General features: G+C 66.1%; 28 protein-coding genes and 1 tRNA gene. 14 read left to right on the top strand and 15 right to left on the bottom strand.

Annotation, left to right across the window (positions count from 1 at the left end):
- The first annotated feature begins 127 nt into the window (after positions 1–127).
- Positions 128–201: transfer RNA gene (locus C8J45_RS14245), tRNA-Gly, on the top strand.
- A 2-nt stretch (positions 202–203) separates the two neighbouring features.
- Here C8J45_RS14245 and C8J45_RS14250 read toward each other — a convergent pair.
- From C8J45_RS14250 to groES, 7 genes are all read right to left on the bottom strand, one after another.
- Entirely contained in the window at positions 204–602 is a 399-nt protein-coding gene (locus tag C8J45_RS14250; RefSeq protein WP_244655482.1) for a winged helix DNA-binding protein, read from the bottom strand.
- Between the two features lie 20 nt (positions 603–622).
- The gene (locus C8J45_RS14255) at positions 623–1081 is read right to left on the bottom strand and encodes a hypothetical protein (protein ID WP_107963804.1); all 459 of its coding nucleotides are present in this window, start codon (positions 1079–1081) and stop codon (positions 623–625) included.
- A gap of 34 nt (positions 1082–1115) precedes the next feature.
- Positions 1116–2069, bottom strand: a complete 954-nt coding sequence (locus C8J45_RS14260) for a sigma factor-like helix-turn-helix DNA-binding protein (protein WP_107963805.1) — start codon at positions 2067–2069, stop codon at positions 1116–1118.
- A gap of 76 nt (positions 2070–2145) precedes the next feature.
- Positions 2146–2913: a methyl-accepting chemotaxis protein gene (locus C8J45_RS14265; RefSeq protein WP_181321229.1), complete on the bottom strand. Its 768-nt coding sequence runs from the start codon at positions 2911–2913 to the stop codon at positions 2146–2148.
- Positions 2910–3335 carry a globin family protein gene (locus C8J45_RS14270; protein WP_107963807.1) on the bottom strand — a complete coding sequence of 142 codons (426 nt, stop codon included), beginning with the start codon at positions 3333–3335 and terminating at the stop codon, positions 2910–2912. Before C8J45_RS14270 ends, C8J45_RS14265 begins: the two co-directional genes overlap by 4 nt.
- Positions 3336–3600: 265 nt before the next feature.
- Positions 3601–5244 (bottom strand): chaperonin GroEL, encoded by a 1644-nt coding sequence (gene groL / locus C8J45_RS14275; protein ID WP_056065680.1) that lies wholly within the window; start codon positions 5242–5244, stop codon positions 3601–3603.
- Between the two features lie 120 nt (positions 5245–5364).
- A complete protein-coding gene (gene groES / locus C8J45_RS14280) occupies positions 5365–5652 on the bottom strand; it encodes a co-chaperone GroES (protein ID WP_056052039.1) in 288 nt (95 codons plus the stop codon).
- 488 nt (positions 5653–6140) lie between these two features.
- On the opposite strand from groES, the gene sppA reads away from it, so the two are divergent.
- Positions 6141–8084 carry a signal peptide peptidase SppA gene (gene sppA, locus C8J45_RS14285; protein WP_107963808.1) on the top strand — a complete coding sequence of 648 codons (1944 nt, stop codon included), beginning with the start codon at positions 6141–6143 and terminating at the stop codon, positions 8082–8084.
- Positions 8084–8671, top strand: a complete 588-nt coding sequence (locus tag C8J45_RS14290; RefSeq protein WP_107963809.1) for a GNAT family N-acetyltransferase — start codon at positions 8084–8086, stop codon at positions 8669–8671. The genes sppA and C8J45_RS14290 overlap by 1 nt, the downstream gene beginning before the upstream one ends.
- Before the next feature lie 329 nt (positions 8672–9000).
- On the opposite strand, the gene C8J45_RS14295 is transcribed toward C8J45_RS14290, so the two are convergent.
- Positions 9001–9639 (bottom strand): trimeric intracellular cation channel family protein, encoded by a 639-nt coding sequence (locus C8J45_RS14295; RefSeq protein WP_056066054.1) that lies wholly within the window; start codon positions 9637–9639, stop codon positions 9001–9003.
- Positions 9640–9834: 195 nt separating this feature from the next.
- Here C8J45_RS14295 and C8J45_RS14300 point away from each other — a divergent pair, with 195 nt between their 5' ends.
- Both C8J45_RS14300 and C8J45_RS14305 read left to right on the top strand, forming a co-directional pair.
- Positions 9835–10140 carry a glycine zipper 2TM domain-containing protein gene (locus C8J45_RS14300; RefSeq protein ID WP_056065671.1) on the top strand — a complete coding sequence of 102 codons (306 nt, stop codon included), beginning with the start codon at positions 9835–9837 and terminating at the stop codon, positions 10138–10140.
- Between the two features lie 106 nt (positions 10141–10246).
- On the top strand, positions 10247–10675 hold the full coding sequence (locus tag C8J45_RS14305; protein WP_056065668.1) for an OsmC family protein: 429 nt from the start codon (positions 10247–10249) through the stop codon (positions 10673–10675).
- 57 nt (positions 10676–10732) lie between these two features.
- Here C8J45_RS14305 and C8J45_RS14310 read toward each other — a convergent pair whose 3' ends face one another.
- The gene (locus tag C8J45_RS14310; RefSeq protein WP_056052052.1) at positions 10733–10954 is read right to left on the bottom strand and encodes a hypothetical protein; all 222 of its coding nucleotides are present in this window, start codon (positions 10952–10954) and stop codon (positions 10733–10735) included.
- A gap of 234 nt (positions 10955–11188) precedes the next feature.
- Between C8J45_RS14310 and C8J45_RS14315 the strand changes: the two genes are divergently transcribed.
- The 3 genes from C8J45_RS14315 to C8J45_RS14325 all read left to right on the top strand — a co-directional run bounded on the left by C8J45_RS14315 (position 11189) and on the right by C8J45_RS14325 (position 13913).
- A complete protein-coding gene (locus C8J45_RS14315) occupies positions 11189–11917 on the top strand; it encodes a hypothetical protein (protein WP_258191467.1) in 729 nt (242 codons plus the stop codon).
- Positions 11918–12246: 329 nt separating this feature from the next.
- Positions 12247–12621 carry a fluoride efflux transporter CrcB gene (gene crcB, locus C8J45_RS14320; protein WP_056489728.1) on the top strand — a complete coding sequence of 125 codons (375 nt, stop codon included), beginning with the start codon at positions 12247–12249 and terminating at the stop codon, positions 12619–12621.
- Positions 12618–13913: an RluA family pseudouridine synthase gene (locus C8J45_RS14325; protein WP_107963811.1), complete on the top strand. Its 1296-nt coding sequence runs from the start codon at positions 12618–12620 to the stop codon at positions 13911–13913. The genes crcB and C8J45_RS14325 overlap by 4 nt, the downstream gene beginning before the upstream one ends.
- A 358-nt stretch (positions 13914–14271) precedes the next feature.
- Here C8J45_RS14325 and C8J45_RS14330 read toward each other — a convergent pair whose 3' ends face one another.
- On the bottom strand, positions 14272–14766 hold the full coding sequence (locus C8J45_RS14330; RefSeq protein WP_107963812.1) for a DUF1440 domain-containing protein: 495 nt from the start codon (positions 14764–14766) through the stop codon (positions 14272–14274).
- A gap of 114 nt (positions 14767–14880) precedes the next feature.
- Here C8J45_RS14330 and C8J45_RS14335 point away from each other — a divergent pair, with 114 nt between their 5' ends.
- The 3 genes from C8J45_RS14335 to C8J45_RS14345 are packed head-to-tail and all read left to right on the top strand — an operon-like array spanning position 14881 to position 16449.
- Positions 14881–15540, top strand: coding sequence for an HAD-IA family hydrolase (locus tag C8J45_RS14335; RefSeq protein ID WP_107963813.1), 660 nt, complete (start codon positions 14881–14883; stop codon positions 15538–15540).
- A complete protein-coding gene (locus C8J45_RS14340; protein ID WP_107963814.1) occupies positions 15537–15755 on the top strand; it encodes a hypothetical protein in 219 nt (72 codons plus the stop codon). The genes C8J45_RS14335 and C8J45_RS14340 overlap by 4 nt, the downstream gene beginning before the upstream one ends.
- Before the next feature lie 13 nt (positions 15756–15768).
- The gene (locus tag C8J45_RS14345) at positions 15769–16449 is read left to right on the top strand and encodes an ATP12 family chaperone protein (protein ID WP_107963815.1); all 681 of its coding nucleotides are present in this window, start codon (positions 15769–15771) and stop codon (positions 16447–16449) included.
- Positions 16450–16855: 406 nt separating this feature from the next.
- On the opposite strand, the gene gmk is transcribed toward C8J45_RS14345, so the two are convergent.
- The 5 genes from gmk to C8J45_RS14370 all read right to left on the bottom strand — a co-directional run bounded on the left by gmk (position 16856) and on the right by C8J45_RS14370 (position 20221).
- Complete coding sequence (gene gmk, locus C8J45_RS14350; protein ID WP_056489738.1) at positions 16856–17506, bottom strand: guanylate kinase; 651 nt, start codon at positions 17504–17506, stop codon at positions 16856–16858.
- Positions 17507–17578: 72 nt separating this feature from the next.
- Positions 17579–17779, bottom strand: coding sequence for a hypothetical protein (locus tag C8J45_RS14355; protein WP_056065647.1), 201 nt, complete (start codon positions 17777–17779; stop codon positions 17579–17581).
- On the bottom strand, positions 17776–17988 hold the full coding sequence (locus C8J45_RS14360) for a hypothetical protein (protein ID WP_056489740.1): 213 nt from the start codon (positions 17986–17988) through the stop codon (positions 17776–17778). The genes C8J45_RS14355 and C8J45_RS14360 overlap by 4 nt, the downstream gene beginning before the upstream one ends.
- A gap of 169 nt (positions 17989–18157) precedes the next feature.
- Positions 18158–19549 (bottom strand): class II fumarate hydratase, encoded by a 1392-nt coding sequence (fumC, locus tag C8J45_RS14365; RefSeq protein ID WP_107963816.1) that lies wholly within the window; start codon positions 19547–19549, stop codon positions 18158–18160.
- A 186-nt stretch (positions 19550–19735) separates the two neighbouring features.
- Positions 19736–20221, bottom strand: a complete 486-nt coding sequence (locus C8J45_RS14370) for an SspB family protein (protein WP_107963817.1) — start codon at positions 20219–20221, stop codon at positions 19736–19738.
- Between the two features lie 71 nt (positions 20222–20292).
- Here C8J45_RS14370 and hisB point away from each other — a divergent pair, with 71 nt between their 5' ends.
- Genes hisB through hisA form a run of 3 tightly spaced genes read left to right on the top strand, consistent with a single transcriptional unit; the run spans position 20293 to position 22213 of the window.
- Positions 20293–20880, top strand: coding sequence for an imidazoleglycerol-phosphate dehydratase HisB (gene hisB / locus C8J45_RS14375; RefSeq protein ID WP_056052090.1), 588 nt, complete (start codon positions 20293–20295; stop codon positions 20878–20880).
- Positions 20877–21482: an imidazole glycerol phosphate synthase subunit HisH gene (gene hisH / locus C8J45_RS14380; RefSeq protein ID WP_107963818.1), complete on the top strand. Its 606-nt coding sequence runs from the start codon at positions 20877–20879 to the stop codon at positions 21480–21482. Before hisB ends, hisH begins: the two co-directional genes overlap by 4 nt.
- A complete protein-coding gene (hisA, locus tag C8J45_RS14385) occupies positions 21479–22213 on the top strand; it encodes a 1-(5-phosphoribosyl)-5-[(5-phosphoribosylamino)methylideneamino]imidazole-4-carboxamide isomerase (protein WP_107963873.1) in 735 nt (244 codons plus the stop codon). The genes hisH and hisA overlap by 4 nt, the downstream gene beginning before the upstream one ends.
- The last annotated feature ends 26 nt before the right edge of the window (positions 22214–22239 follow it).

Here is a 22239-nt window from a genome sequence, read left to right on the forward strand (position 1 = left end):
CACGGCAAGGATGGCGCAGGGTTCAGCGCCATCCTCATGGCTTGCACGGACGATTGCCGCACGCTATCGCCGGTCACGCACTCTCGCTTCTACAGCGGAGACGCAAAGCCACGGCAACGCCGGCTTCGCGGGTATAGTACAATGGTAGTACAGCAGCCTTCCAAGCTGAATACACGGGTTCGATTCCCGTTACCCGCTCCACCCTATTCTTCGATCAGGCGCCCGAGAAGGCTCGTCATGCGGCGTCTTCCCAACGCGGTGAGCTGGACGTGCGATCGGCGGCCGTCGCGTTCGTCTCGCGTGCGTTCGACCAGGTCGGCATCCTGGAGCATCGTCAGATAACGCAGCGCGGTGGCCGACGGCGCGCGCGCACCGATGCAGACCGCGGATACGCTGAGCTGGCGCCGCTCGTGATCGGAAATGAACAGATCCAGCAGGATGTCCCAAGCCGGCTCCGAGAATAGCGCCTCGCCGAGCAACGTGTCGCGCACCTTGCGAAGTTCGTACAGCCGTTTGGCCATGTCGACCAACACCAGCGGCGATACGCCGAGCGAAGCTGTACGCTGAGCGGCAATGGGCGCCATGGCAATTGCGTAAGTCATATACGTCTTCCGAATATGCTTCAGCGGCAGGTCGGGTCCTGGCGACTCCAGTCGAGATCCGAGCCATGGGCCCGGATCCTGCGCGAGTGCCTGACTGTCCCGATCACGAGAAGCAGGACGATGGGGTAGCTCCAGGCCGCGGAAAGGACCGCGTAGACGAGCCGGATCACGTCAGGGCTGATCGCCCGGGCCAGATGAGCCCCCGTCCCCAACGCGTGGAGCGCGGTGGCCCAGGCCGGCCAGAACCGATCGGCCTTGAGCGTGATCGCGATCAGCACCGCCAGCAGGATCAAGTCGACGATCATCACGCCGCTCTCCACGCCTGCGAACAGGACGGGGATGGTCCGCTGGACGAAACCGGTCGACAGTGCCGCGACCAGCAAGGCCAACCCCGTCAGTCGCTCCGGTGCTCCGCCCCGCAGGAGCGCATAGCCGGATGCGGCCACCTGTATCGCGTAGAACAGCCAGACCCGATCCAACTCTTACCTCCAAAGCAGGACCGAAACCGGCCGTTCAGGCCACTGCCGCAAGGCGAACCGGAGTCTCCGCTCGCAACACGCCTTCGTTGGGCGGACATTCCGCGGTGTCGCCGTATCCGTAGAACTGCCCGAGCCCGATCTCGGCGCGGACGTCGACCAGCGCGCGATGCGCCTCGACGAACCGCTGGCGCGCATTGATAATGTCGAACGACGCCTGCGATATCATCTGCAACGCGGCAACGCCGGTGCCGACCGGCAGGTTGGCGGCGACACGCTGTTGCAACAGCGTCGATACGCACGAGGCCGCGAGCATCGCCGCGTGATCGACGGCAGCCTCGGCCTTGAGGAAATCCAGGGTGACCTTGTCGGTCGCGTCTCGTCGTTGTTTCAGCATCGTCGTTCTCCCCGTTGGCGCCGTCGTTGCGGAGCCGTGTACGGGAGCGCTGCGGTCTCGGTTCGATCGCAACAGGCTGGTCAGCGTCATCGCCATGTTCACGAGCGCCATCGACGTGACAGCGATCAGGCCCATGAGTGCGATCAGTCTGACTATCCTGTCGCCAACCGAAAACCGATTGCGTGCCACTCCCGTCGATCCACCCACTTCGGAGATTCCGAAGAAGCGGCGAACAAGCCCCCACGGCTCGGTCTGACCGGTCCTTGGGGCGTGGGACGGGGGGATGGGAACGTCGATTGGTTCGGATGGTAGCCGTTCGTACGTCGGCAAAGGCTGTTCGGACGGAGGCGCGGCGCGGGTCAGGACGATGTCGTCGCCTTCGCCACGCTCGTGCTCGTGCTCCTGCAGCCGCCGCGCTGCCTCGAACCGCGTGCCGACGCCGAGGATCTGGATGGCGCGCTCGATCCGCTTGTCGATCGCGGACGGCGACACCCCGAAGATCGCCGCGATCTCCTTCGAATTGTGATGCGTCAGCACGAGCCGCAGGCACGCGCGCTGGGCTTCGGTCAACTGATCGATACGTCCTGCGGTCATGCCGGGAGGGTAGCGCGAACGCGAAGCGGTTGCACTGTCTATCCGGCCTCACCGCATCAAGGATTTTGCCCGATCGTCAGCGGGTCGATGCGGCGGCGACGCGGCTCAGTTGGCGGGCAATGACGTTGACGGTCGTGGCGGCCGACGCCACGCGCCCGATGATCGTGGCGGCGGCATCGATCCGGTCGACCGCCTCGCCCGTGAGTGAGGCAGCCGTTCCGGCGTTGCGGCGCTGATCCTGCGCGGTATCGGCGATACCCTCGATCATGTCACGTTCGTGATCGATCAACGCGCTGCTGTCGGCGAACGCGCCGCGCACCTGCGCCACGTGATCGCCGACCGCACCGGTGCGCGCGTCGATATCGGCAGTCGCGGTCATCGTCTGCGCGGACAGAACGGTCATCTCGGCCGCGACCGCTGCGAAGCCGCCGCCATGACCATCCTGTCGTGCCGCCTCGATCCGGGCGTTGAGCGCGAGAAGACGGCTGCGTGCCGCGATGCCGCCGATGGTGCCGGAGATGACGAGGATGCTGTCCGCGGTCTCGCCCAGCGTATCGAACAGCGGCATGTGATCCGCCGCGAGCCGTTGCGCGCGGGCGAGCAGCTTGAGCTGCTTGCGGACGTTGCGTTCGACCAGCGTCGCGGCGGTATCGAGTTCGACGACCAGCGCGGCGATCTGGCGCATGTCCTCCGCCGCCAGCCGCACCATGTCGGTCGCGGCCGCCGCCTCCTGGCTGACCATCGACGCGACATCGGACAGCCGCGCGGCCACGGCGTCGAGCGCCGCGTGCGGAACGACCGATGCAGGCGTACCTGTCGGAACCGCGGCGGCCGCTGGGATCATGCCGATTTGCGCGCGGCGGCGTGCCCCGCCTCGATCATCGCGTCGGCGAGTATCGTGTAGGCCGCTGCCCATGCATCGTGCGTAGCCGTATCGAACAGATCGCCGAGCTGCACGGCCAGCGTATCGAGCAGCGCGGCACCGACCACCGCATAGTGGCGATCGAGCACGCCGTAGCCGACATGCCGGATCGCAAGCTCGCGCGCGACCGGGAGGAGTTCGTCGAGCCGGTCGAGCGAATCCACCACGGATGCGAGGGTCAGGACGAGCTTTCGACCCTGTTCGACCATGTCGCCGCGGAACAGCGGGCGGGTATCCGGAGCGAGCTGGAAAAGCCGGGCGTAGAACGCGGCGGCGACCGCATCGGGGATCGGCAGGACGTGGATGAAGCTGTCCTGGACGAGATTTATCTGCCGGGAGTCCATTGTAATCGCATCCTTTATACCCCGAAAGAATGCGTAGGCGGCGAAGGTTAACGAGGTGAAAAGGCCGGAGTGTTCGATCGCGAATGGGCACAAAAAAGCCGGCGAGGGATAATCCCCTGCCGGCTTTTTCGTTGGTCGTCTTGGTCGGAACGGAGGACCGGCGAAGCCGGCCCTTTTCGTCGGACGGGACTGGGGCTTGCGCCGCCCAGCCCGCCGGCCGTTCTGATTTCGTGTCGGGGCCAGCTCTCGCTGGCCCCGTCCGAAATCAGAAGTCCATGCCGCCCATGCCGCCCATGCCGCCGCCGCCCATGGGCATGGCGGGCTTGTCTTCGGCCATTTCGCTCACGGCCGCTTCGGTCGTGATCAGGAGGCCTGCGACCGATGCTGCGTTCTGCAGCGCGGTGCGGACGACCTTGGTCGGATCGATCACGCCGGCTTCCACCAGGTTCTCGTACGTGTCGGTCGCGGCGTTGAAGCCGATCGACGTGTCGTTGCCGTCGAGCAGCTTGCCCGAAACCACCGCACCGTCATGACCGGCGTTCTGCGCGATCTGGCGAACCAGAGCCGTCAGCGACTTGCGAACGATATCGATACCGCGGGTCTGGTCGTCGTTCGCACCCTCGAGGCCGTCGAGTGCCTTGGTTGCGTACAGCAGAGCCGTACCGCCGCCGGGGACGATGCCTTCTTCGACGGCTGCGCGGGTTGCGTGCAGCGCGTCGTCGACGCGGTCCTTGCGCTCCTTGACCTCAACCTCGGAAGACCCACCGACCTTGATCACGGCAACGCCACCGGCAAGCTTGGCGAGACGCTCCTGGAGCTTCTCCTTGTCGTAGTCGCTGGTCGTGTTCTCGATCTGCTGGCGGATCGCTTCGGTGCGGCCCTTGATCGTGTCGTGATCGCCGGCACCGTCGACGATGACGGTGTTGTCCTTGTCGATCGTGACGCGCTTGGCGGTGCCGAGCATGCCGAGCGTGACGGTCTCGAGCTTGATGCCGAGGTCTTCCGAGATCATCTCGCCCTTGGTCAGAATCGCGATGTCCTCGAGCATCGCCTTGCGACGATCGCCGAAGCCCGGTGCCTTGACCGCTGCGACCTTCAGGCCGCCGCGCAGCTTGTTGACGACGAGCGTGGCCAGAGCCTCACCCTCGATGTCCTCGGCGATGATCAGGAGCGGACGACCCGACTGGACGACGGCTTCCAGGATCGGGAGCATCGCCTGCAGGTTCGAGAGCTTCTTCTCGTGGATCAGGATGTAGGGATCCTGAAGCTCGACGGTCATCTTCTCGGGGTTGGTGATGAAGTACGGCGACAGATAGCCGCGGTCGAACTGCATGCCCTCGACGACGTCGAGCTCGAATTCGAGACCCTTCGCTTCCTCGACGGTGATCACGCCTTCCTTGCCGACCTTCTCCATGGCTTCTGCGATCTTCTCGCCGACTTCGCGGTCGCCGTTTGCCGAGATGATGCCGACCTGCGCCACTTCCTTCGAACCCGAAACCGGCTTCGAACGCGCCTTGACGTCCTCGACGACCTTGATGACGGCGAGATCGATGCCGCGCTTCAGGTCCATCGGGTTCATGCCCGCTGCGACCGACTTCATGCCCTCGCGGACGATGGCCTGCGCCAGAACCGTTGCGGTGGTCGTGCCGTCACCGGCGATGTCGTTGGTCTTCGAGGCCACTTCGCGCAGCATCTGCGCACCCATGTTCTCGAACTTGTCCTTGAGCTCGATCTCCTTGGCGACGGTGACGCCGTCCTTGGTGATGCGCGGTGCGCCGAAGCTCTTGTCGATGACGACGTTGCGGCCCTTGGGGCCCAAGGTCACCTTGACTGCGTCGGCGAGGATGTCGACGCCGCGGAGGATGCGCTCACGCGCGTCGCGGCCGAATTTTACGTCTTTGGAAGCCATGCTAGCTGCCCTTTCAAAAAAGTGAAGTACAGGAAGTGCAGACGCTGGCGCAGAATTCGCAGCCAGCATTTCTCGGCCCGTTCACGTCAGCATGACGCCGACGATCCCGAGCCCGTCGGGTCAACCGACGATGCCGAGAATGTCCGATTCCTTCATGATCAACAGGTCTTCGCCGTCGACCTTGACCTCGGTGCCCGACCATTTGCCGAACAAGATCTTGTCGCCGGTCTTGACGTCGAGCGGGGTGATCGTGCCGTTCTCGGCGCGAGTGCCGGTGCCGATGGCGACGACTTCGCCTTCCTGCGGCTTTTCCTTGGCGGTGTCGGGGATGATGATGCCGCCAGCCGTCTTCTCTTCGGCTTCGAGGCGCTTCACCAGCACGCGATCATGCAACGGACGAAAGTTCATGGGGTCCATGTCCTTTTGGATTGTGACAGATTTCTGGCACTCGACGTTATCGAGTGCCAACGGACGGCATATGTGCCTCGGGGTGCGGCATGTCAAAGGTTCCGGGGGCGAATTTTTTTCGGGCGGGCGTGGTATTCGGGCATCGTGGCTGAGGGGGTGGTGATCGTGCTGCTGAGCACTGCCGTTCTCCTGCGCACGCAGGAGTCCAGGGTGACGGAGGGCGGTGCTTGGTATCCTGGACTCCTACGTTTGCAGGAGAACAGAGCCGGGTCGATGATGCCTTCTGCTCCCCTTCCGCTTGCGGGAGGGGTCGGGGGAGGGGTTTCTCGGGCGGGTGCGTGCGGGACTCCCCTCCCCTAACCCCTCCCGCAAGCGGGAGGGGGACTGCGTAGTGATTGCGGTCAATGTGAGAACTCGAACGCCCGCCTGTATTGGCACCGTAATACAGGGCATTTACCTCGGTCCGCGCATGCTCTAGCTCTCGTCCCATGACCGATACCGCTGCGCCGTCTTACGCCCCCTCCTATGTCGACCCTGCCCGCCCGCCGCGGAAGAAATGGCGGCTCGTGCGGGGCGTGTGGAAGTTCCTTGTCGCGATCAAGGACGCGCTCGTCCTGATCGCGATGCTGCTGTTCTTCGGGCTGATCTTCGCGGCGCTCAACGCACGGCAGAGCACCACGGCGATCAAGGATGGCGCGCTGGTGCTCGACCTCAACGGCTCGATCGTCGAGCAGCCCGAGGAACAGGCCGCGTTTGCAGCACTCTCGGGACAGAGCCGGACGCGGCAGTTTCGCCTGCGCGACGTGGTCCGCTCGATCGATACCGCACGCACCGATGCGCGAGTGAAGGTGGTGGTGCTCGATCTCGACAGCTTCGGTGGCGCGTATCCGGCGGCGCTCGGCGAAGTCGGCGACGCGCTGGCGCGGGTGCGGGCGAGCGGCAAGCCGGTGCTGGCCTATGCGACCGCCTATACCGATGGCGGCTACCGCCTCGCGGCGAATGCGAGCGAGATCTGGGTCAACCCGCTGGGCGGCACGGTCTTCATGGGTCCGGGCGGCAACCAGCTCTATTACAAGGGCCTGATCGACAAGCTCGGCGTCAACGCGCACGTCTACCGCGTCGGTCGCTACAAGTCGTTCGTCGAGCCCTACACGCGGAGCGACCAGAGCGAGGACGCGAAGGCGGCGAGCACGGCGCTGTACGGCACGTTGTTCTCGCAGTGGCGCGAGGCGATCGCCAACGCGCGGCCCAAGGCGCAGATCGCGCAGTTCATGAGCGCGCCCGACAAGGTCATTCTCGCGGCGAACGGCAATATCGCGCAGGCCAATCTGAGCGCCGGGATCGTCGACAAGCTCGGCGACCGGACCGCGTTCGGGCGCCGCGTGGCGGAATATGCCGGGTCCGACGACAAGAAGCCCGCCGGCAACTACACCGCGATCAAGTATGATGCGTGGGTAGAGGCCAACCCGTTGCCGACCGCGGGTGACGCGATCGGCGTGCTGACAATCGCCGGCGAGATCGTCGACGGCGAGAGCGGCCCCGGCAAGGCGGCGGGCAAGACGATCGAGAAGGCGGTGCTCGACGGGCTCGCCAAGAAGACGCTGAAGGCACTGGTGGTGCGCGTCGATTCGCCGGGTGGATCGGTGATGGCGTCGGAGCAGATCCGGCTCGCGATCCTCGAGGCCAAGCGGCAGAAGCTGCCCGTCGTCGTGTCGATGGGCGGGCTGGCCGCGAGCGGCGGATACTGGGTGTCAACGCCGGCCGACGTGATCTTTGCCGAGCCCGGCACGATCACCGGCTCGATCGGTATCTTCGGCGTGATCCCGACCTTCGAGAACGCGCTCGCCAAGATCGGCGTGACCAGCGACGGGGTGAAGACCACGCCGCTGTCGGGCCAGCCCGACATCACTGGCGGCACCACGCCGATGTTCGACGCGATCGCGCAGGCGGGGATCGAGAACGGCTATCGCCAGTTCGTGTCGCGCGTGGCGGCATCGCGGAAGATGACGCCGGCGCGGGTCGACGAGATCGGCCAGGGCCGCGTCTGGGATGGCGGCACCGCACGGCAGATCGGCCTGGTCGACCGGTTCGGGACGTTGCAGGACGCGATCGACGAGGCCGCCAAGCGCGCCAAGCTCGATCCGGCGAAGGTGCATGCCGAGTATCTGGAGAAGAAGCCGGGCTTCCTCGCGACGATCGCGCAGGATTTCGGCAGTGATGGCGACGATGATGCAGGTGGCGGCGATGCATTCGCGCACGTCGCGGCGGACCGGCGCCAGATGCTCGCGCGTGCGGTCGGTGACATGAAGCGGCTGGCGATCTCGGGCGCGATCCAGGCGCGCTGCCTCGAGTGTGGCGGGATGGGACCGACGACCGTGGGGATCGGCGATGCCAAGCTGCTCGACCTGCTGCTGGCGCGGATCGGGTTCTGATGGCGATCCCCGCAACTGGCAACGGCGGCGGGATCGTCATCCGGGCGGCGATCCCCGAGGACGCTGCGTCGATCGCGGCGATCTATGCGCCGCACGTGCTGGTCGGGACGGTATCGTTCGAGACCGAGGCGCCCGATGCGCGGCAGATGCGCGCGCGGATGGCGGCGTCGGACGGGCTCTACCCGTGGCTGGTCGCGACGATCGGAACCGAAGGTGGCGTGCTGGCCTATGCCTATGCGTCGGCGTTCCACAAGCGTGAGGCGTACCGGTTTGCGTGCGAGACCACGGTGTATGTCGCAGACGCAGCGCAGCGCCAGGGTGCGGGGCGGCTGTTGTACGAGGCGCTGATCGATACGCTGCGGGCTCAGGGGTTTACGCAGGCGATCGGGGCGATTGCGTTGCCGAACGATTCTTCAATCAAGCTGCATGAGGCGGTCGGGTTTCGACGCGCGGGGGTGTACCGCGAGGTCGGGTATAAGAATGGGCAGTGGATCGATGTCGGGCATTGGCAGTGTGAGTTGAACGAGCCCGCGGTGCCACCGGTGGAGCCGCGGCGGTTTGCGGATGTCGGGGTTGTGCGGGGGTAGGTTTGCTTTTCGGGGAGGTTTGACCGGCGACCGAGCGGCCCTCCGGCGAAGGCCACCACCCCGGCGGAGGCCGGGGCCCAGTTGGGAAAGCTGGCGTAGCGGAGCGCAACGCACATCAGCGTCGTCTCCCAACTGGGCCCCGGCCTTCGCCGGGGTGGCGGCAAGGAGGTGTTTCGATCGACGCCTAACGATCAGACAAGAACGCGAAGAGTGGGCCGTCGGTTCAAGTCCAACCGCCGGCCCCTCCTTGTTCTCCCGCGAAGGCGGGAGCCCAGGCTGGGTCCCCGCCTTCGCGGGGAAACAAGCGATAGCGTTACAAGCTGCGTGAGTTAGCGGCGCCCACCATACGCCGGCAGCGCCAAGTGGAAGCGGATCGCTGCCGCCCTCAACGTGAACCCGGCACTCGCCGCGATCACCGCCGCCAAGGCTAGCGGCACGCCCAGCAACACCAGCCCGACATAACTCGCCGCGGCCAGCGCCGCCGCGGTCACATACAGTTCCGGCCGCATCAGGATCGACGGCTCTCCCGCGAGCACATCGCGGATGATACCGCCGACGCACGCCGTCATTACCCCCATCAGCGCCGCCGGCACCGGCGGTACGCCGTACCCCAAAGCCTTCGCCGCGCCGTACACGGCATACGCCGCGAGCCCGACCGCATCGAACCAGCCGAGCGCTTCGTCCTTCCACCACCGCTCGGGCGTCACCCAGATCAGCAGCGCCACGCCCAGGCACACGCTCGCGGCGCGCGCGTCATGCACCCAGAATACCGGCGCACCGATCAGCAGGTCGCGCACCGTACCGCCACCGACGCCGGTGATGAGCCCGAAGAACACGAGCGTCACGAACGTCTGCCCGCGCTTGGCCGCCGCCAGCGCACCCGAAGCGGCGAACACCGCGAGGCCGGCTAGGTCGAACCAGGGCGCGGCGACGGGCAGGATCTCGACGGGCAAGGGCACGGGCAACATCGGGGCGGCGTAACCGGCCTGCCTTCCAGCGTAAAGCGGGACCGCGGAATGATGCCCAACGTCTATTTAGAACACGGCACGATGCCGCTCCCGAAGATGAACGCCAGCATGAACGCGGTGTTGTTTTCGGTTCATGCAACTGGCGGTATAGGGTCATCGTTACATCAGCAGATCAATTCACTAGGGAGTTACACGATGCGTAAGTTCGTTCTGGCCATGGGCCTCAGCGCAATGGTCCTGCCGACCGTCCTCGTTCCTGTGTCGGCCGCCGATGCGCGCGATCGTCGCGAATGGCGTGGTCGTGACGGCCGCGTCTACTGCAAGAAGAGCAACGGCACGACCGGTACGATCATCGGCGGCGTCGGCGGCGCACTGCTCGGCCGCACGGTCGACACGCGCGGCGACCGCACGGTCGGCACGCTGGGCGGCGCCGTCCTCGGCGGTCTCGCCGGTCGCGCTATCGACAAGGGCACGAGTAACAACAACCGTCGTTGCCGCTGACACTCATCGGCTAAATCAATGCCGCTATTTCGGTAGTTGCGCGTTGTGGAAGGGCGTCGTGGGAAACCGCGACGCCTTTTTTCTTGTCCGATGAAGGATCAAAACGATGACCACACGCAGCGGTTCGGCGAAGTATGAAGGCCTCGGCAAGAGCGGCAAGGGCCATGTCTCGACCCAGTCGGGCGTGCTGTCCGACAGCCCGTACGGCTTCAACACGCGGTTCGAGAACGAGCCCGGCACCAACCCCGAGGAGCTGATCGCGGCCGCGCATGCATCGTGCTTCACGATGGCGCTGAGCTTCGCGCTCGCGGGCAAGGGGTATGAGGCGGGGACGCTCGAGACGTCCGCCAAGGTGACGCTCGACAAGGATGGCGACGGGTTCAAGATCACCAAGTCGGCGCTGACGCTGAACGCCAAGGTCGACGGCATCTCGAAGGAAGAATTCGAGGCGATCGCCGCGGACGCCAAGGCGAACTGCCCGGTTTCGAAGGTACTCAACGCCGAGATCACGCTGGAGCATAATCTCGCCGCATAACGGCGGGTAATTTTCGCAATCAGGAGGGCCCGGTGGAAACGCAGGGCCCTTCTTGCGTCAGATGATCCCGCCGCCGAGGCTGAGGCGGAGCGCGAAGATGATGATAAGCACGATGTTGAGGTTGCGGCCGCCGCTGCTCGACGACAGCGCGCCGACCGCGGCCCCAACGATGCCGATCGGGATGACGAGCCAGTTCATCCAGCCGAGCAGCGGGATGAACGCGACGAGGCCAAGCACCAGGGTGACGAGGCCGATGAGGATCGAGACGATGTTCAGCATGGGGTGAACATGGCGAGTCGCGGGGGATCGGGCAAGACTTGGCGGGCCCTTACGATCCTCCCCCGCCAGGGGGAGGTGGCGCCGAAGGTGACGGAGGGGGAGGATACGAAACAGTCGTTGGCGCGTCCCTCCCCCTCCGTCTGGCAAGCGCCAGCCACCTCCCCCTGGCGGGGGAGGATCGAGGATGTGCGGAAAACGCTTTCTTCATCAGCGGGCGCGCATAGGATGCGGGTGATGACTATCCCGCTGCGCACCGCCCTGCTCCTCCCGCTCGCGCTGGCCGCGTGTAACCGATCGTCGACCGACCAGCAGGATCTCAACAGCCTCGATGCCGAGCTGACCAACGGCGCGGTGCGCGATCCGGCGCTGACGTCGTCTCTTGGGGGGCGGATCATGGTCGATCCCCGGCTGGCGCAGTCGTCGAACACCGATGCAGTGCGCCCGCCGCCCCGGCCGGATAGCGGCGCGGTGCCGCCGGAAGGTCCGCTCAAGGCAGATCCGGTCGATCCGCGGACTCTCAAGCCCGCGCCGGCGGCGTCTAACGACTGTCCGGAGTGCAAGACCGCGAACGGCGCGCTGACTTTGGGGGCGCTGGCGCAGCGGCAGACGACGCCGGACGCGGGGGCCTGCGCGAAGAAGATCGGCTATTCGGCGGGGTGGGCGAACCGGTTGCCGGCGGACCTGCCGCTGTATCCGGCGGCGCGGTTGACCGAGGCTGCGGGGGCGGACCGGGATGGGTGTCGGCTTCGCGTGGTGAGTTTCGCGAGCGCTGCGCCGATGCAGAAGATGCTCGACTGGTATTTTACGAAGGCGACGGGGGCCGGGTATTCGGCTGGGCATAGTACGGATGGGCGGCAGCATGTGCTGGGCGGTGTTCGGGGGAATGACGCTTATGTTGTGTATGTGACGGCGCGGGCTGGTGGCGGGAGCGATGTGGATCTGGTTTCCAACGCTGGGCGGTGAGGTTTTGCGATAGGTGCACCACCCCGGCAGAGGCCGGGGTCCAGTTGGGGGACGTCGCTAACTGAGCGCAGTCCTTCGTTATTGCCACCTTTCCAACTGGGCCCCGGCCTTCGCCGGGGTGGTGGTACGCGGGGTGGCGTGTTGGGGTGGCGTTATCTCTTCCCTCCCTTGTTCTCCCGCGAAGGCGGGAGCCCAGACTGGGTCCCCGCCTTCGCGGGGAAACAAGCTTTGGGACAGGGCACGATGATTTCGAACCGACCGGGGGGAGACACAAGCCGTTCCACCAACCCCACCTTTCCGTTTTGCCCGATTCACGCTAGGGCGCGAGAATGCTTCCCCTTCTCTATGTCATGGTCGGTGGTGCGGTCGGATCCGGCGCGCGCTATCTGACTGGCCGCGCGATGCTGTCGTTGCTGGGGCCTGACTATCCCTTTGGTACGCTTGCCGTGAATTTGATCGGTGGGTTGCTGATGGGCGTGCTGGTTGGCGTGCTTGCCCGCAATACCGCGTCGGAAACGTGGCGGCTGTTGCTCGGCGTGGGCGTGCTAGGGGGATTCACGACGTTTTCGGCGTTCTCGCTGGACGTCGTCACGATGATCGAGCGAGGCGCGATCGGCGTCGCGTTCGGGTATGTTTTGGTGTCGGTGATCGGTTCGGTCGCCGCGTTGTTCGCGGGTCTCTCCGCAGTAAGGGCCGTCGCATGACTGCGGGCAAAAGCGATAGCGATACGGGTTTCCGCGAGTTCAACGTCGGGTTCGACGATGACGGCATCCGGCTCGACCGGTGGTTCAAGCGGCATCTGCCGGAGACGAGCTTCACGACGGTGGCGATGTGGGCGCGCACCGGGCAGCTCCGCGTCGATGGCGCGCGTGCGACCCCGGGCGACCGGATCGCGGCGGGCCAGATGCTGCGCGTGCCGCCCCCCGAAGCCGACAAGGCCGCCGCGGACGTGGACAAGCCCCGGCGCGTCCGCGAACGCGTGATTTTGTCGGACGAGGAGACCGAACTCGCGCAGTCCATGGTCATCCACAAGGATTTCCAGGCGTTCGTGCTGAACAAGCCGCCGGGTCTGGCGACGCAGGGCGGGACCAAGACGACGCAGCATGTCGACGGACTGCTCGACGGGTTGCAGTACGATAACGAGGGTCGGCCGAAGCTGGTCCACCGGCTCGACAAGGATACGTCCGGCGCGCTGCTGGTGGCGCGCACCTCACGCGCGGCGGCGTTCTTTGCGAAGGCGTTTTCGGGGCGGACCGCGCGGAAAGTCTATTGGGCGCTGGTGGTCGACGTGCCGTCGATCGAGGACGGCATGATCGAGCTGCCGATCGCGAAGCAGCCGGGCACCGGCGGCGAGAAAATGCATGTCGACGAGGCCGAGGGCGCACCGGCGCGGACGCGGTACCGCGTGATCGAGCGCGCGGGCAACCGTGCGGCGTGGGTGGAGTTGCAGCCGTTTACGGGGCGGACGCACCAGTTGCGCGTGCACATGGCGGCGATCGGACATCCGATCGTTGGTGATGGGAAGTACGGCGGGGCTGCTGCGTTTTTGACCGGCGGGATCTCGCGGAAAATGCATCTGCATGCTCGCCGCATCAAGGTGGATCATCCGGATGGTGGGTCGATCGACGTAACCGCGGAACTGCCGACGCATTTCGCCGAGAGCCTCAAGCAATTGGGTTTCGAGGAGAAGCTGGGCGACGACCTGGTGCTCGACGAGAAGACCGCGCCGACGCGCGAGCAGATGAAGTCGCGGGCTAAGGCGCATGCGAAGTCGGTGCGGAAAGACCGTAAAGGCGAGCGGCGTGGGCGTGGGGTTGTCGAGGAGAAGGCGACGGGCAAGCCTGCGCCGAAGACGGGTGCGCCTCGGACCGGGGCTGGGTCGAAGTTCGGAGCGCCGCGGAGCGGGCCTCGGGTTGAGGGGGCCAAGCCGGCTGGGCGTGGGCGTCCGGGTGGAGCTGGGAAGCCTGGGCCTCGGAGTGGGCCTGGGACTCGGTAGTTGGCGACTGCCGCCTAACGTGCCCTCACCCTTCCCACGCCAAACGGCCGTGGGCCCCTTCCCTCTCCCCGAGAAGAGAGGGAGAAATGGATACGCTGGCAGTTTCCCCCGTCTCTCGCTCCACCCCGGCGAAGGCCGGGGCCCAATTGGAAAGGTTGAGGTAACGGAGCGACGTCCTCCGTTACTCACCTCCCCCAATTGGGTCCCGGCCTTCGCCGGGATGGAGCTTGAGGTGGGGACGTGACACTAACCGTAAGCCGTTCACCGGCGAAGGCGGGGGTCCAGTCCACGATCGTAACGCTGCTTGATTCCTGGGCCCCCGCGTGCGCGGGGGAACTAGGTGAGCGCAGCTAGCGCCCTACTTTAGCCACGCCAGCAGCAACCGCCGCACACCCTCCGTAACCGTCCCGAACACGATATGCGACGCCGCGCTATACAGATGCGTCGTCGGCGCGGTGTTCCACGGCGCATCGCCCAGCCCCGCCGCCCGCACCGCCGCCTCGTCGAGCAACGCCGTCGTCGCCGCAGCGAACGCGGTGCCGTAGCCCGCGGTCACCGATGGCCGGTATTCCGCCGCCACCGCGTAAGCGATCCCCAGCCCTGCCCCGAGCGCATAATGCACGACCTGCCCCGCGAGCGGCTTGCGATCGTCGGGGATATCGTGGCCGACCACGACCTGCGACACCTTGTCCGCCGCCTTCTCCGTCGCAGGCTCGGCATCGCTTTCCGAAGAAGACAGCGCGGCGACGCCGGCCTGGAAGCGGTCCATCACGAACGAGGCGGCGAGCCCTGCCACGAGTCCCGCAGCGGCGGCGGCCCAGATGTTCGGGGTGTCGGTCTGTGCGTGCGCCATCGTTGAGTCTCCAGAGCTATCCGACACGAACCGTTCGCAGACGTGCGCGTTCCGGTTTGGCGTTCCCTCCCGTGCACGCGTGATCTACGAGGCGGCGATGCGTTGGAAAATCTCATGATCCGCCTTGCCGTATTCGATTGCGACGGGACGCTCGTCGACAGCCAGGCGAATATCTGCGTCGCGTGTGAGCGCGCGTTCGAGGGCGCCGGGCTGATCCCGCCGCCGCGCGCGGACATTCGGCGGATCGTCGGCTTGAGTCTCGTCGAGGCGATGCAGGTGTTGCTGCCGGAGGCGGACGATACGCTGCACCGGTCGCTCGCTACCGACTACAAGAACGCGTTCCATGCGATGCGCGCGAGTGGCGAACTGGCGGACGAACCGTTGTTCGAGGGGATTGCCGAGGTATTGGGGACGCTCGCCGATGACGGCTGGGCGCTTGGCGTCGCGACGGGGAAGTCCGATCGCGGGCTCGCGCATATCTTGGCCGCGCACGGGATCACCGAGCGGTTCGTGACGTTGCAGACCGCGGATCGGCATCCGTCGAAGCCCGATCCGGCGATGCTGCTGGCGGCGATCGCGGAGGCAGGTGCTGCCGTGGAGACGACCGCGATGATCGGCGATACGAGCTTCGACATGGCGATGGCTCGCGCGGCCGGTGTGCGCGCCGTCGGGGTTGCGTGGGGGTATCACGACGTGCACGAGCTTTCCGATGCAGGGGCGGATGTCGTTGCGGCTGCTGTGCCGGACCTGCTGCATATGGTGTCGCCACGATGACCAACGCGGACAAGGTGGCGCAGCGGCGCTGGTTCGTGCTGGTCGGCGTGCGGCTGGCGGGGGTTGCGGGCGCGTTGCTCGGGCTGATCCTCATCGCGCGCGCGCATGATCTCGGGCCGAAGATCCTCGGGACGGCGATCGTGCTGTCGGCGATGGCGATGATCGCGATCGTGCCGCGCAGTCTGGCGCATCGCTGGCGGAGCACGCTTGAATGAACGGAATGGGCGCATGAAGCGGTTCTGGACAGACGTCGCGATCGATGCGGACCGGGTAGTGACGCTCGACGGCAAGCCGGTGCGGACGCCCGGGCGGCGACCGCTTGCGTTGCCGACCGATGCACTGGCCGAGGCTGTCGCGGAGGAATGGCGTGCGGTCGGTGAGACGATCGATCCGCGGACGATGCCGCTGACGGGCCTAGCCAATGCGGCGACCGATCCGATCTCGAACGATCCTGCGCAGTTCGCCGCACGGCTGGCGGCGTATGGCGAGAGCGACCTGCTCTGCTACCGCGCGGAGGGGCCGCCTCAGCTGGTCGAGCGGCAGGCGGCGGCGTGGGATCCGCTGCTGGCGTGGGCGCGGGGGCGGTATGACGTGACCTTCGCGGTCACCACCGGCGTGATGCACGTCGCGCAACCGGACGCGACGGTCGCGCGGCTGCATGAAGCTGTGGCGGCGTATGACGATTTTCGGCTGGCGGGGTTGTCGCCGGTGGTGACGTTGACCGGGTCGCTGGTGATCGGGCTGGCGCTGATCGAGGGGGAGATCGATGCCGATGCGGCCTGGGCGGCGGCGGGGATCGACGAGGACTGGTCGGTCGAGATGTGGGGCGAAGACTGGCAGGCGGCTCAGTTGCGGGAATTGAAGCGCAAGGAGCTTGGGGTCGGGGTGGCGTTTCTGGGGCTGCTTTAGCTTTAGAAGCGTACCTACCCTCTCCAAGTTCGTTGCCCAACGGAAGCTCGGGTATCCCGGTTGGCGAATGCTGCGACGCGGAACGGGGAGATCCCAGCTTTCGCCGGGATGACGAATCTTGGGTATGCTCAGCGCCAAATCTGGCACCCCGCTCAAATGCGCTCGTCGCCCCAGCGGAAGCTGGGGTATCCCGGTGGCGGGTGCTGCGACCCGGAACGAGGAGATCCCAGCTTTCGCTGGGAGGACGGATCTTGGGGTATGCTCGGCGCCAAATCCGGCACCCCGCTCAAACACGTTCGTCACCCCAGCGGAAGCTGGGGTATCCCCGTTGGCGAATACTGCGACCCGGAACGGGGAGATCCCAGCTTTTGCTGGGATGACGGGTTGGGGGGCGTTGCGTCGAGCCTCAGCGGGTCAGGCGGCGGATGAAACCGATCAAGCCGGTCTGGCGTGAGCGCTTCAGACGCTCCGCGGCCAGGATCGTCTTCACGCCGCGGATGCAGCTGTCGACGTCGTCGTTAACCAGCACATAATCATAGCCGTCCCAGTGGCTGACCTCGTTCGCCGCGCGCGACATGCGGGCTTCGATCACCTCTTCCGAATCGGTGCCGCGGCTGGTGAGGCGGCGGTGCAACTCCTCCATCGAGGGCGGGAAGATGAAGACGCGGACGACGTCGCCGCCGGCGATCTGGAACAGCTGTTGCGCGCCCTGCCAATCGATGTCGAACAGCACATCCTTGCCGGCTGCGAGCAGTTCCTCGACCTGCGCGCGCGGGGTGCCGTAGCGGTGGTTGAAAACGTGCGCCCATTCGAGGAACTCGTCCTTCGCGACCATGTCGCGGAAGCCCTCGAGATCGGTGAAATGATAGTCCTTGCCGTCGACTTCGCCGGGTCGCACCGACCGGGTCGTAACCGAGACCGACATCTCGAGTTCATGCTCGTCCGCGAGCAATCTGCGCGCGATGGTCGACTTGCCGGCACCGGACGGCGAGGACAGGACGAACAGGACTCCGCGACGACGGAAACCATGTGGGTCGGACGGAAGTGTGTGGGGCATGCGCGCCCTTGCCGCGGACCGCATATGGGCGTCAACCCATGCGCGGCCCGCGCGTGGTATTACGAAGGCGGATTAATAGCCGGCCTTGCGTGCCTTGTTGCGATCATAGGCCTTCTTGGCTGCGTAACCGCCGCCGAGGACCATGCCGAGCGGGCCCATGCGACGCAGTACGCTCATTGCGACCACGCCTTTGACTGCGCCCGATGCGCCGCCCGAACCGTCGCGACGGCCCATCTCGCGGCCGACCAATGCACTGATAATACGTCCGATCATGCTTCTGACTCCCCGAAAACCTGGTCCTTGAGTTCCGCTGCACCGCGCAGCACTGCCCAGCCGATCGCGTAGGTCACGGCTAGCGGCACGACGACCTTGAGTACGTTGGCGGTGATCGCACCGATGATCGCGCCGTCCGCGTTGCCGTCGTCGCCGCTGAGCGAGTCGATGCCTGCGCCGATCAGCGCGCCTATGGTCGTTGCGCCCACGTAATTTCTCCTGTCCGTGTGGCGGGTTAGCGCTTGGCGGAGGATTGGGTTCCCACGCGCCACCATCATCCGTCATCCTGACGAAAGTCAGGACCCAGGATTACTGAGCGGGCCGATCGTGGCTCTGGGTCCTGACTTTCGTCAGGATGACGGTGTGAGTGCGGAGGCGTTAGCGGCCGAGCATCGATTCGGGTTTGACGACGCGGTCGAAAGTCTCGGCATCGACCAACCCCAGCGCGAGCCCCGCCTCCTTCAGCGTCAGCCCTTCGGCGTGCGCGTATTTGGCGATCTTCGCGGCGGCATCGTAGCCGATCTCAGGCGCCAGCGCGGTGACGAGCATCAGCGAACGGTCGAGCAGGTCCGTGATGCGGCCGCGATTGGGTTCGATTCCATCGACGCAGCGTTCCGCGAATCCTTCCATCGCCGTCGCCAGCAGGTCGATCGAGCGCAGGACGTTGGCGCCGATCAGCGGCTTGAACACGTTCAATTCGAGATGGCCCTGCATCCCGCCGACGGTGACCGCGACGTGGTTGCCCATCACCTGGCCCGCGACCATCGTCAGCATCTCGCACTGGGTGGGGTTCACCTTGCCGGGCATGATCGAGCTGCCGGGCTCATTGGCGGGAAGGTCGATCTCGCCGAAGCCGCAGCGCGGACCCGAGCCGAGCAGACGGATGTCGTTGGCGATCTTGGTCAGCGCGACCGCTAGCGTGTTGAGCGTGCCGGACAGGTGCACGAGCGGATCGTTCGACGCGAGCGCCTCGAACTTGTTGCGGGCGCTGACGAACGGCAGGCCGGTGATCTCGGCCAGTTCGTGCGCGATCGCGTCGCCGAAGCCGGCGGGGGCGTTGAGTCCGGTGCCGACCGCGGTGCCGCCCTGCGCGAGGATGACCATGCCGTGGCTGATCGCGGGCTCGATGCGGTGACGGCAGCGGTAGAGCTGGTTCGCATAGCCGGAGAATTCCTGGCCGAGCGTCAGCGGCGTCGCGTCCTGGAGGTGCGTGCGGCCAATCTTGACGATGTCGTCCCAGGCGTTGGCCTTCGCGTCGAGCGCGGCGTGGAGCTTGTTGAGGGCGGGGATCAGGCGGTGGGTGGTGGCGATCGCGGCGGCGATGTGGAGCGCGGTCGGGAAGCTGTCGTTGGACGACTGGCTCATGTTGACGTGGTCGTTGGGGTGGACCGGCGACTTGCCGCCGCGGGCGCCGGTGAGGACCTCGTTCGCGCGGCCGGCGATGACCTCGTTGGCGTTCATGTTCGACTGCGTGCCGCTGCCGGTCTGCCAGATGACGAGGGGGAACTGATCGTCGAGCTTGCCGTCGATGACTTCCTGCGCGGCGGAGTCGATGGCGGTGGCGATGGTTTCGTCGAGGCCGTGCGAGCGGTTTACGCGGGCGGCGGCTTGTTTGACGAGCGCAAGCGCGTGGACGATCTCGATCGGCATGCGTTCGCGGGTGGCGAAGGGGAAGTTCTCGATGCTGCGTTCGGTTTGGGCGCCCCAATAGGAGGCGGCGGGGACTTCGATCGGGCCGATCGTGTCGGTTTCTGTGCGGGTTTGGGTCATGCGGGGTCAACCTTCCGTAGCGTGCGTGGGTCCCTCGCCCCTCCGGGGAGAGGGAGGGAGGAGCGCTTGCGACGGAAGGGAGAGGGGCCGTTGGGATGAACCGTCCCGAGCCTCACTCCCCTCTCCCTTCCCACCGCAAGTGCGGCGGGCCCCTTCCCTCTCCCCGAAGGGGCGAGGGAGTTTGGGTCACTTCTTCCGTTTGAAATCCACGGCTACGACGTTCGAGCCGTCTTCGATTGGGACCGCCGTCGGGCCGTCGTTTTCGGCTTCGTCGTGGTCGCCTAGCGCGCCGTCCGCACCCTCCTGCGCCTGGAAGCGGAGTTCGAAGCTTACCGCCGGGTCCTGGAACGCAGTGATCGCCGAGTATGGGATCACCAGCTTCGACGGGACCTGATTGAACGACAGCCCGATCGAGAAGCGCTCGTCGTCGACGATGAGGTCCCAGTAGCGGTTCTGCATGACGATCGTCATCTCGTCCGGGAAGCGCTCGATCAAGCGCTTGGGGATGTCGACTCCCGGCGCCTGCGTCTTGAATGTGATGTAGAAATGATGCTCGCCGGGAAGCCCGCCGGCCTCCGCGACCGAACCGAGCACGCGGCCGACCACGGCACGCAGGGCTTCTTGTACGATCTCGTCGTACGGAATCAGGCTATCGGGCAGTCCATCGGTCATATCCCTTGGGTAGCGCCATTCGGATGCCGGTCAAGATTGCATGCGTCGTGGCGGACGTTATGGGAGGTGGCATGCGCACCGCCACGATCACCCGCTCCACCGCCGAGACGGCGATCGACGTCACCGTGAACCTCGATGGGACCGGCGTGTACGACGTCGAGACCGGGGTCGGTTTCTTCGATCACATGCTCGAACAATTGTCGCGCCACTCGCTGATCGACATTCGCGTGCGGACCAAGGGCGACCTGCATATCGACGAGCACCACACCGTCGAGGATACCGGCATCGCGATCGGCCAGGCGTTCGCGCAGGCGCTCGGCGATAAACGGGGCATCGCGCGGTACGGCGATGCGCTGTCGCCGATGGACGAGACGCTGACGCGGGTGGCGCTGGATATTTCCGGGCGGCCTTGGCTGGTGTGGAAGGACCTGTTCTCGCAGAAGCGCTTGGGCGGCATGGATACCGAGATGTTCGAGCACTTCTTCCACAGTTTCGCGCAGGCGGCCGGCATCACGCTGCACGTCGAGACGCTGTACGGGACCAACAACCACCACATCGCCGAGGCCGCATTCAAGGGCGTCGCGCGCGCGCTGCGGACCGCGATCGAGATCGATCCGCGCAAGGCCGACGCGATTCCGTCGACCAAGGGGATCCTGTGACGCTCGCGCTGATCGATTACGGCGCTGGCAATCTCCATTCGGTCGAAAACGCGCTGCGAACTGCGGGTTGTGTCAATCTGACCGTCACGGCGGATGCCGATGTCGTGGCGAAGGCTGACCGAATCGTTTTGCCGGGTGTTGGCGCGTACGGCGCGTGCGCGGCGGCGCTGCGCGCGGTGCCGGGGATGGTCGAGGCGCTGAACCGTCGGGTTCGCGACGAGGGTGCGCCGTTTCTCGGGATCTGCGTCGGCATGCAGTTGATGGCCGATGCAGGGGAAGAGATGGGGACGCATGACGGGCTTGGCTGGGTTTCGGGACGCGTGCGACGGCTGGAGCCGGGGACGATGGAGGCAAAGGTGCCGCATATGGGGTGGAACGATGTCGTTCCGTCCGTCGCGCATCCGCTGATCGAGCCGGGCGAGGCGTATTTCCTGCATAGTTTCGCGTTCGAAGGCGCTGACGTGCTCGCGACCACCGACCATGCCGGTGCGGTCACCGCGGCGATCGGTCGCGACACGATGATCGGCGTGCAGTTTCATCCTGAGAAGAGCCAGCGCTACGGCCTGGCCTTGCTCGAACGTTTCCTGGAGTGGCGGCCGTGAGCCTGATTATCTTTCCTGCGATCGACCTCAAGGCGGGTCAGGTGGTGCGTCTCGCCGAGGGCGATATGGACCGGGCGACCGTCTATGGCGACGATCCGGCGGCGCAGGCGATGCTGTTCGCCGAGGCCGGTGCGGAGCATCTGCACGTGGTCGATCTCGACGGCGCGTTTGCGGGGGCTTCGGTCAATGGCGATGCGGTTCGGGCGATCGTCGCGCAGTTTCCGGGGCATGTGCAGCTTGGCGGCGGGATCCGGACGCGGGCGAGCGTTGAGGGCTGGTTCGACGTCGGCGTGTCTCGCGTGGTGATCGGGACGGCGGCGCTGGAGGACCCCGAGTTCGTGCGCGGCGTGGCGAAGGATTTTCCGGGCGGGATCGTCGTCGCGGTCGACGCGAAGGACGGCATGGTCGCGACCAAGGGCTGGGCGGACGTGTCGACCACCAGCGCAGTCGATCTGGCGCGGCGGTTCGAGGATGCGGGGGTGGCGTCGTTGCTGTTCACCGATGTCGGGCGCGACGGGATGCTGAAGGGGTGCAACGTCGACGCGACGGTCGATCTGGCGCGGTCGGTGGACATTCCGGTGATCGCCAGCGGTGGGGTCAAGGGGATTGCCGAGATCCACGTGCTGGCTTTGCATGTGCGGGATGGGGTCGAGGGCGTGATCACGGGGCGGGCGCTGTACGACGGGCGGCTCGATCTCGCGGCGGCGTTGAGCGTGGCGAAGGCTGCATGATCATTCCTGCGGAGACGCGGAGACGC

Source organism: Sphingomonas sp. PP-CE-3G-477 (assembly GCF_003050745.1).
GTDB lineage: Bacteria > Pseudomonadota > Alphaproteobacteria > Sphingomonadales > Sphingomonadaceae > Sphingomonas.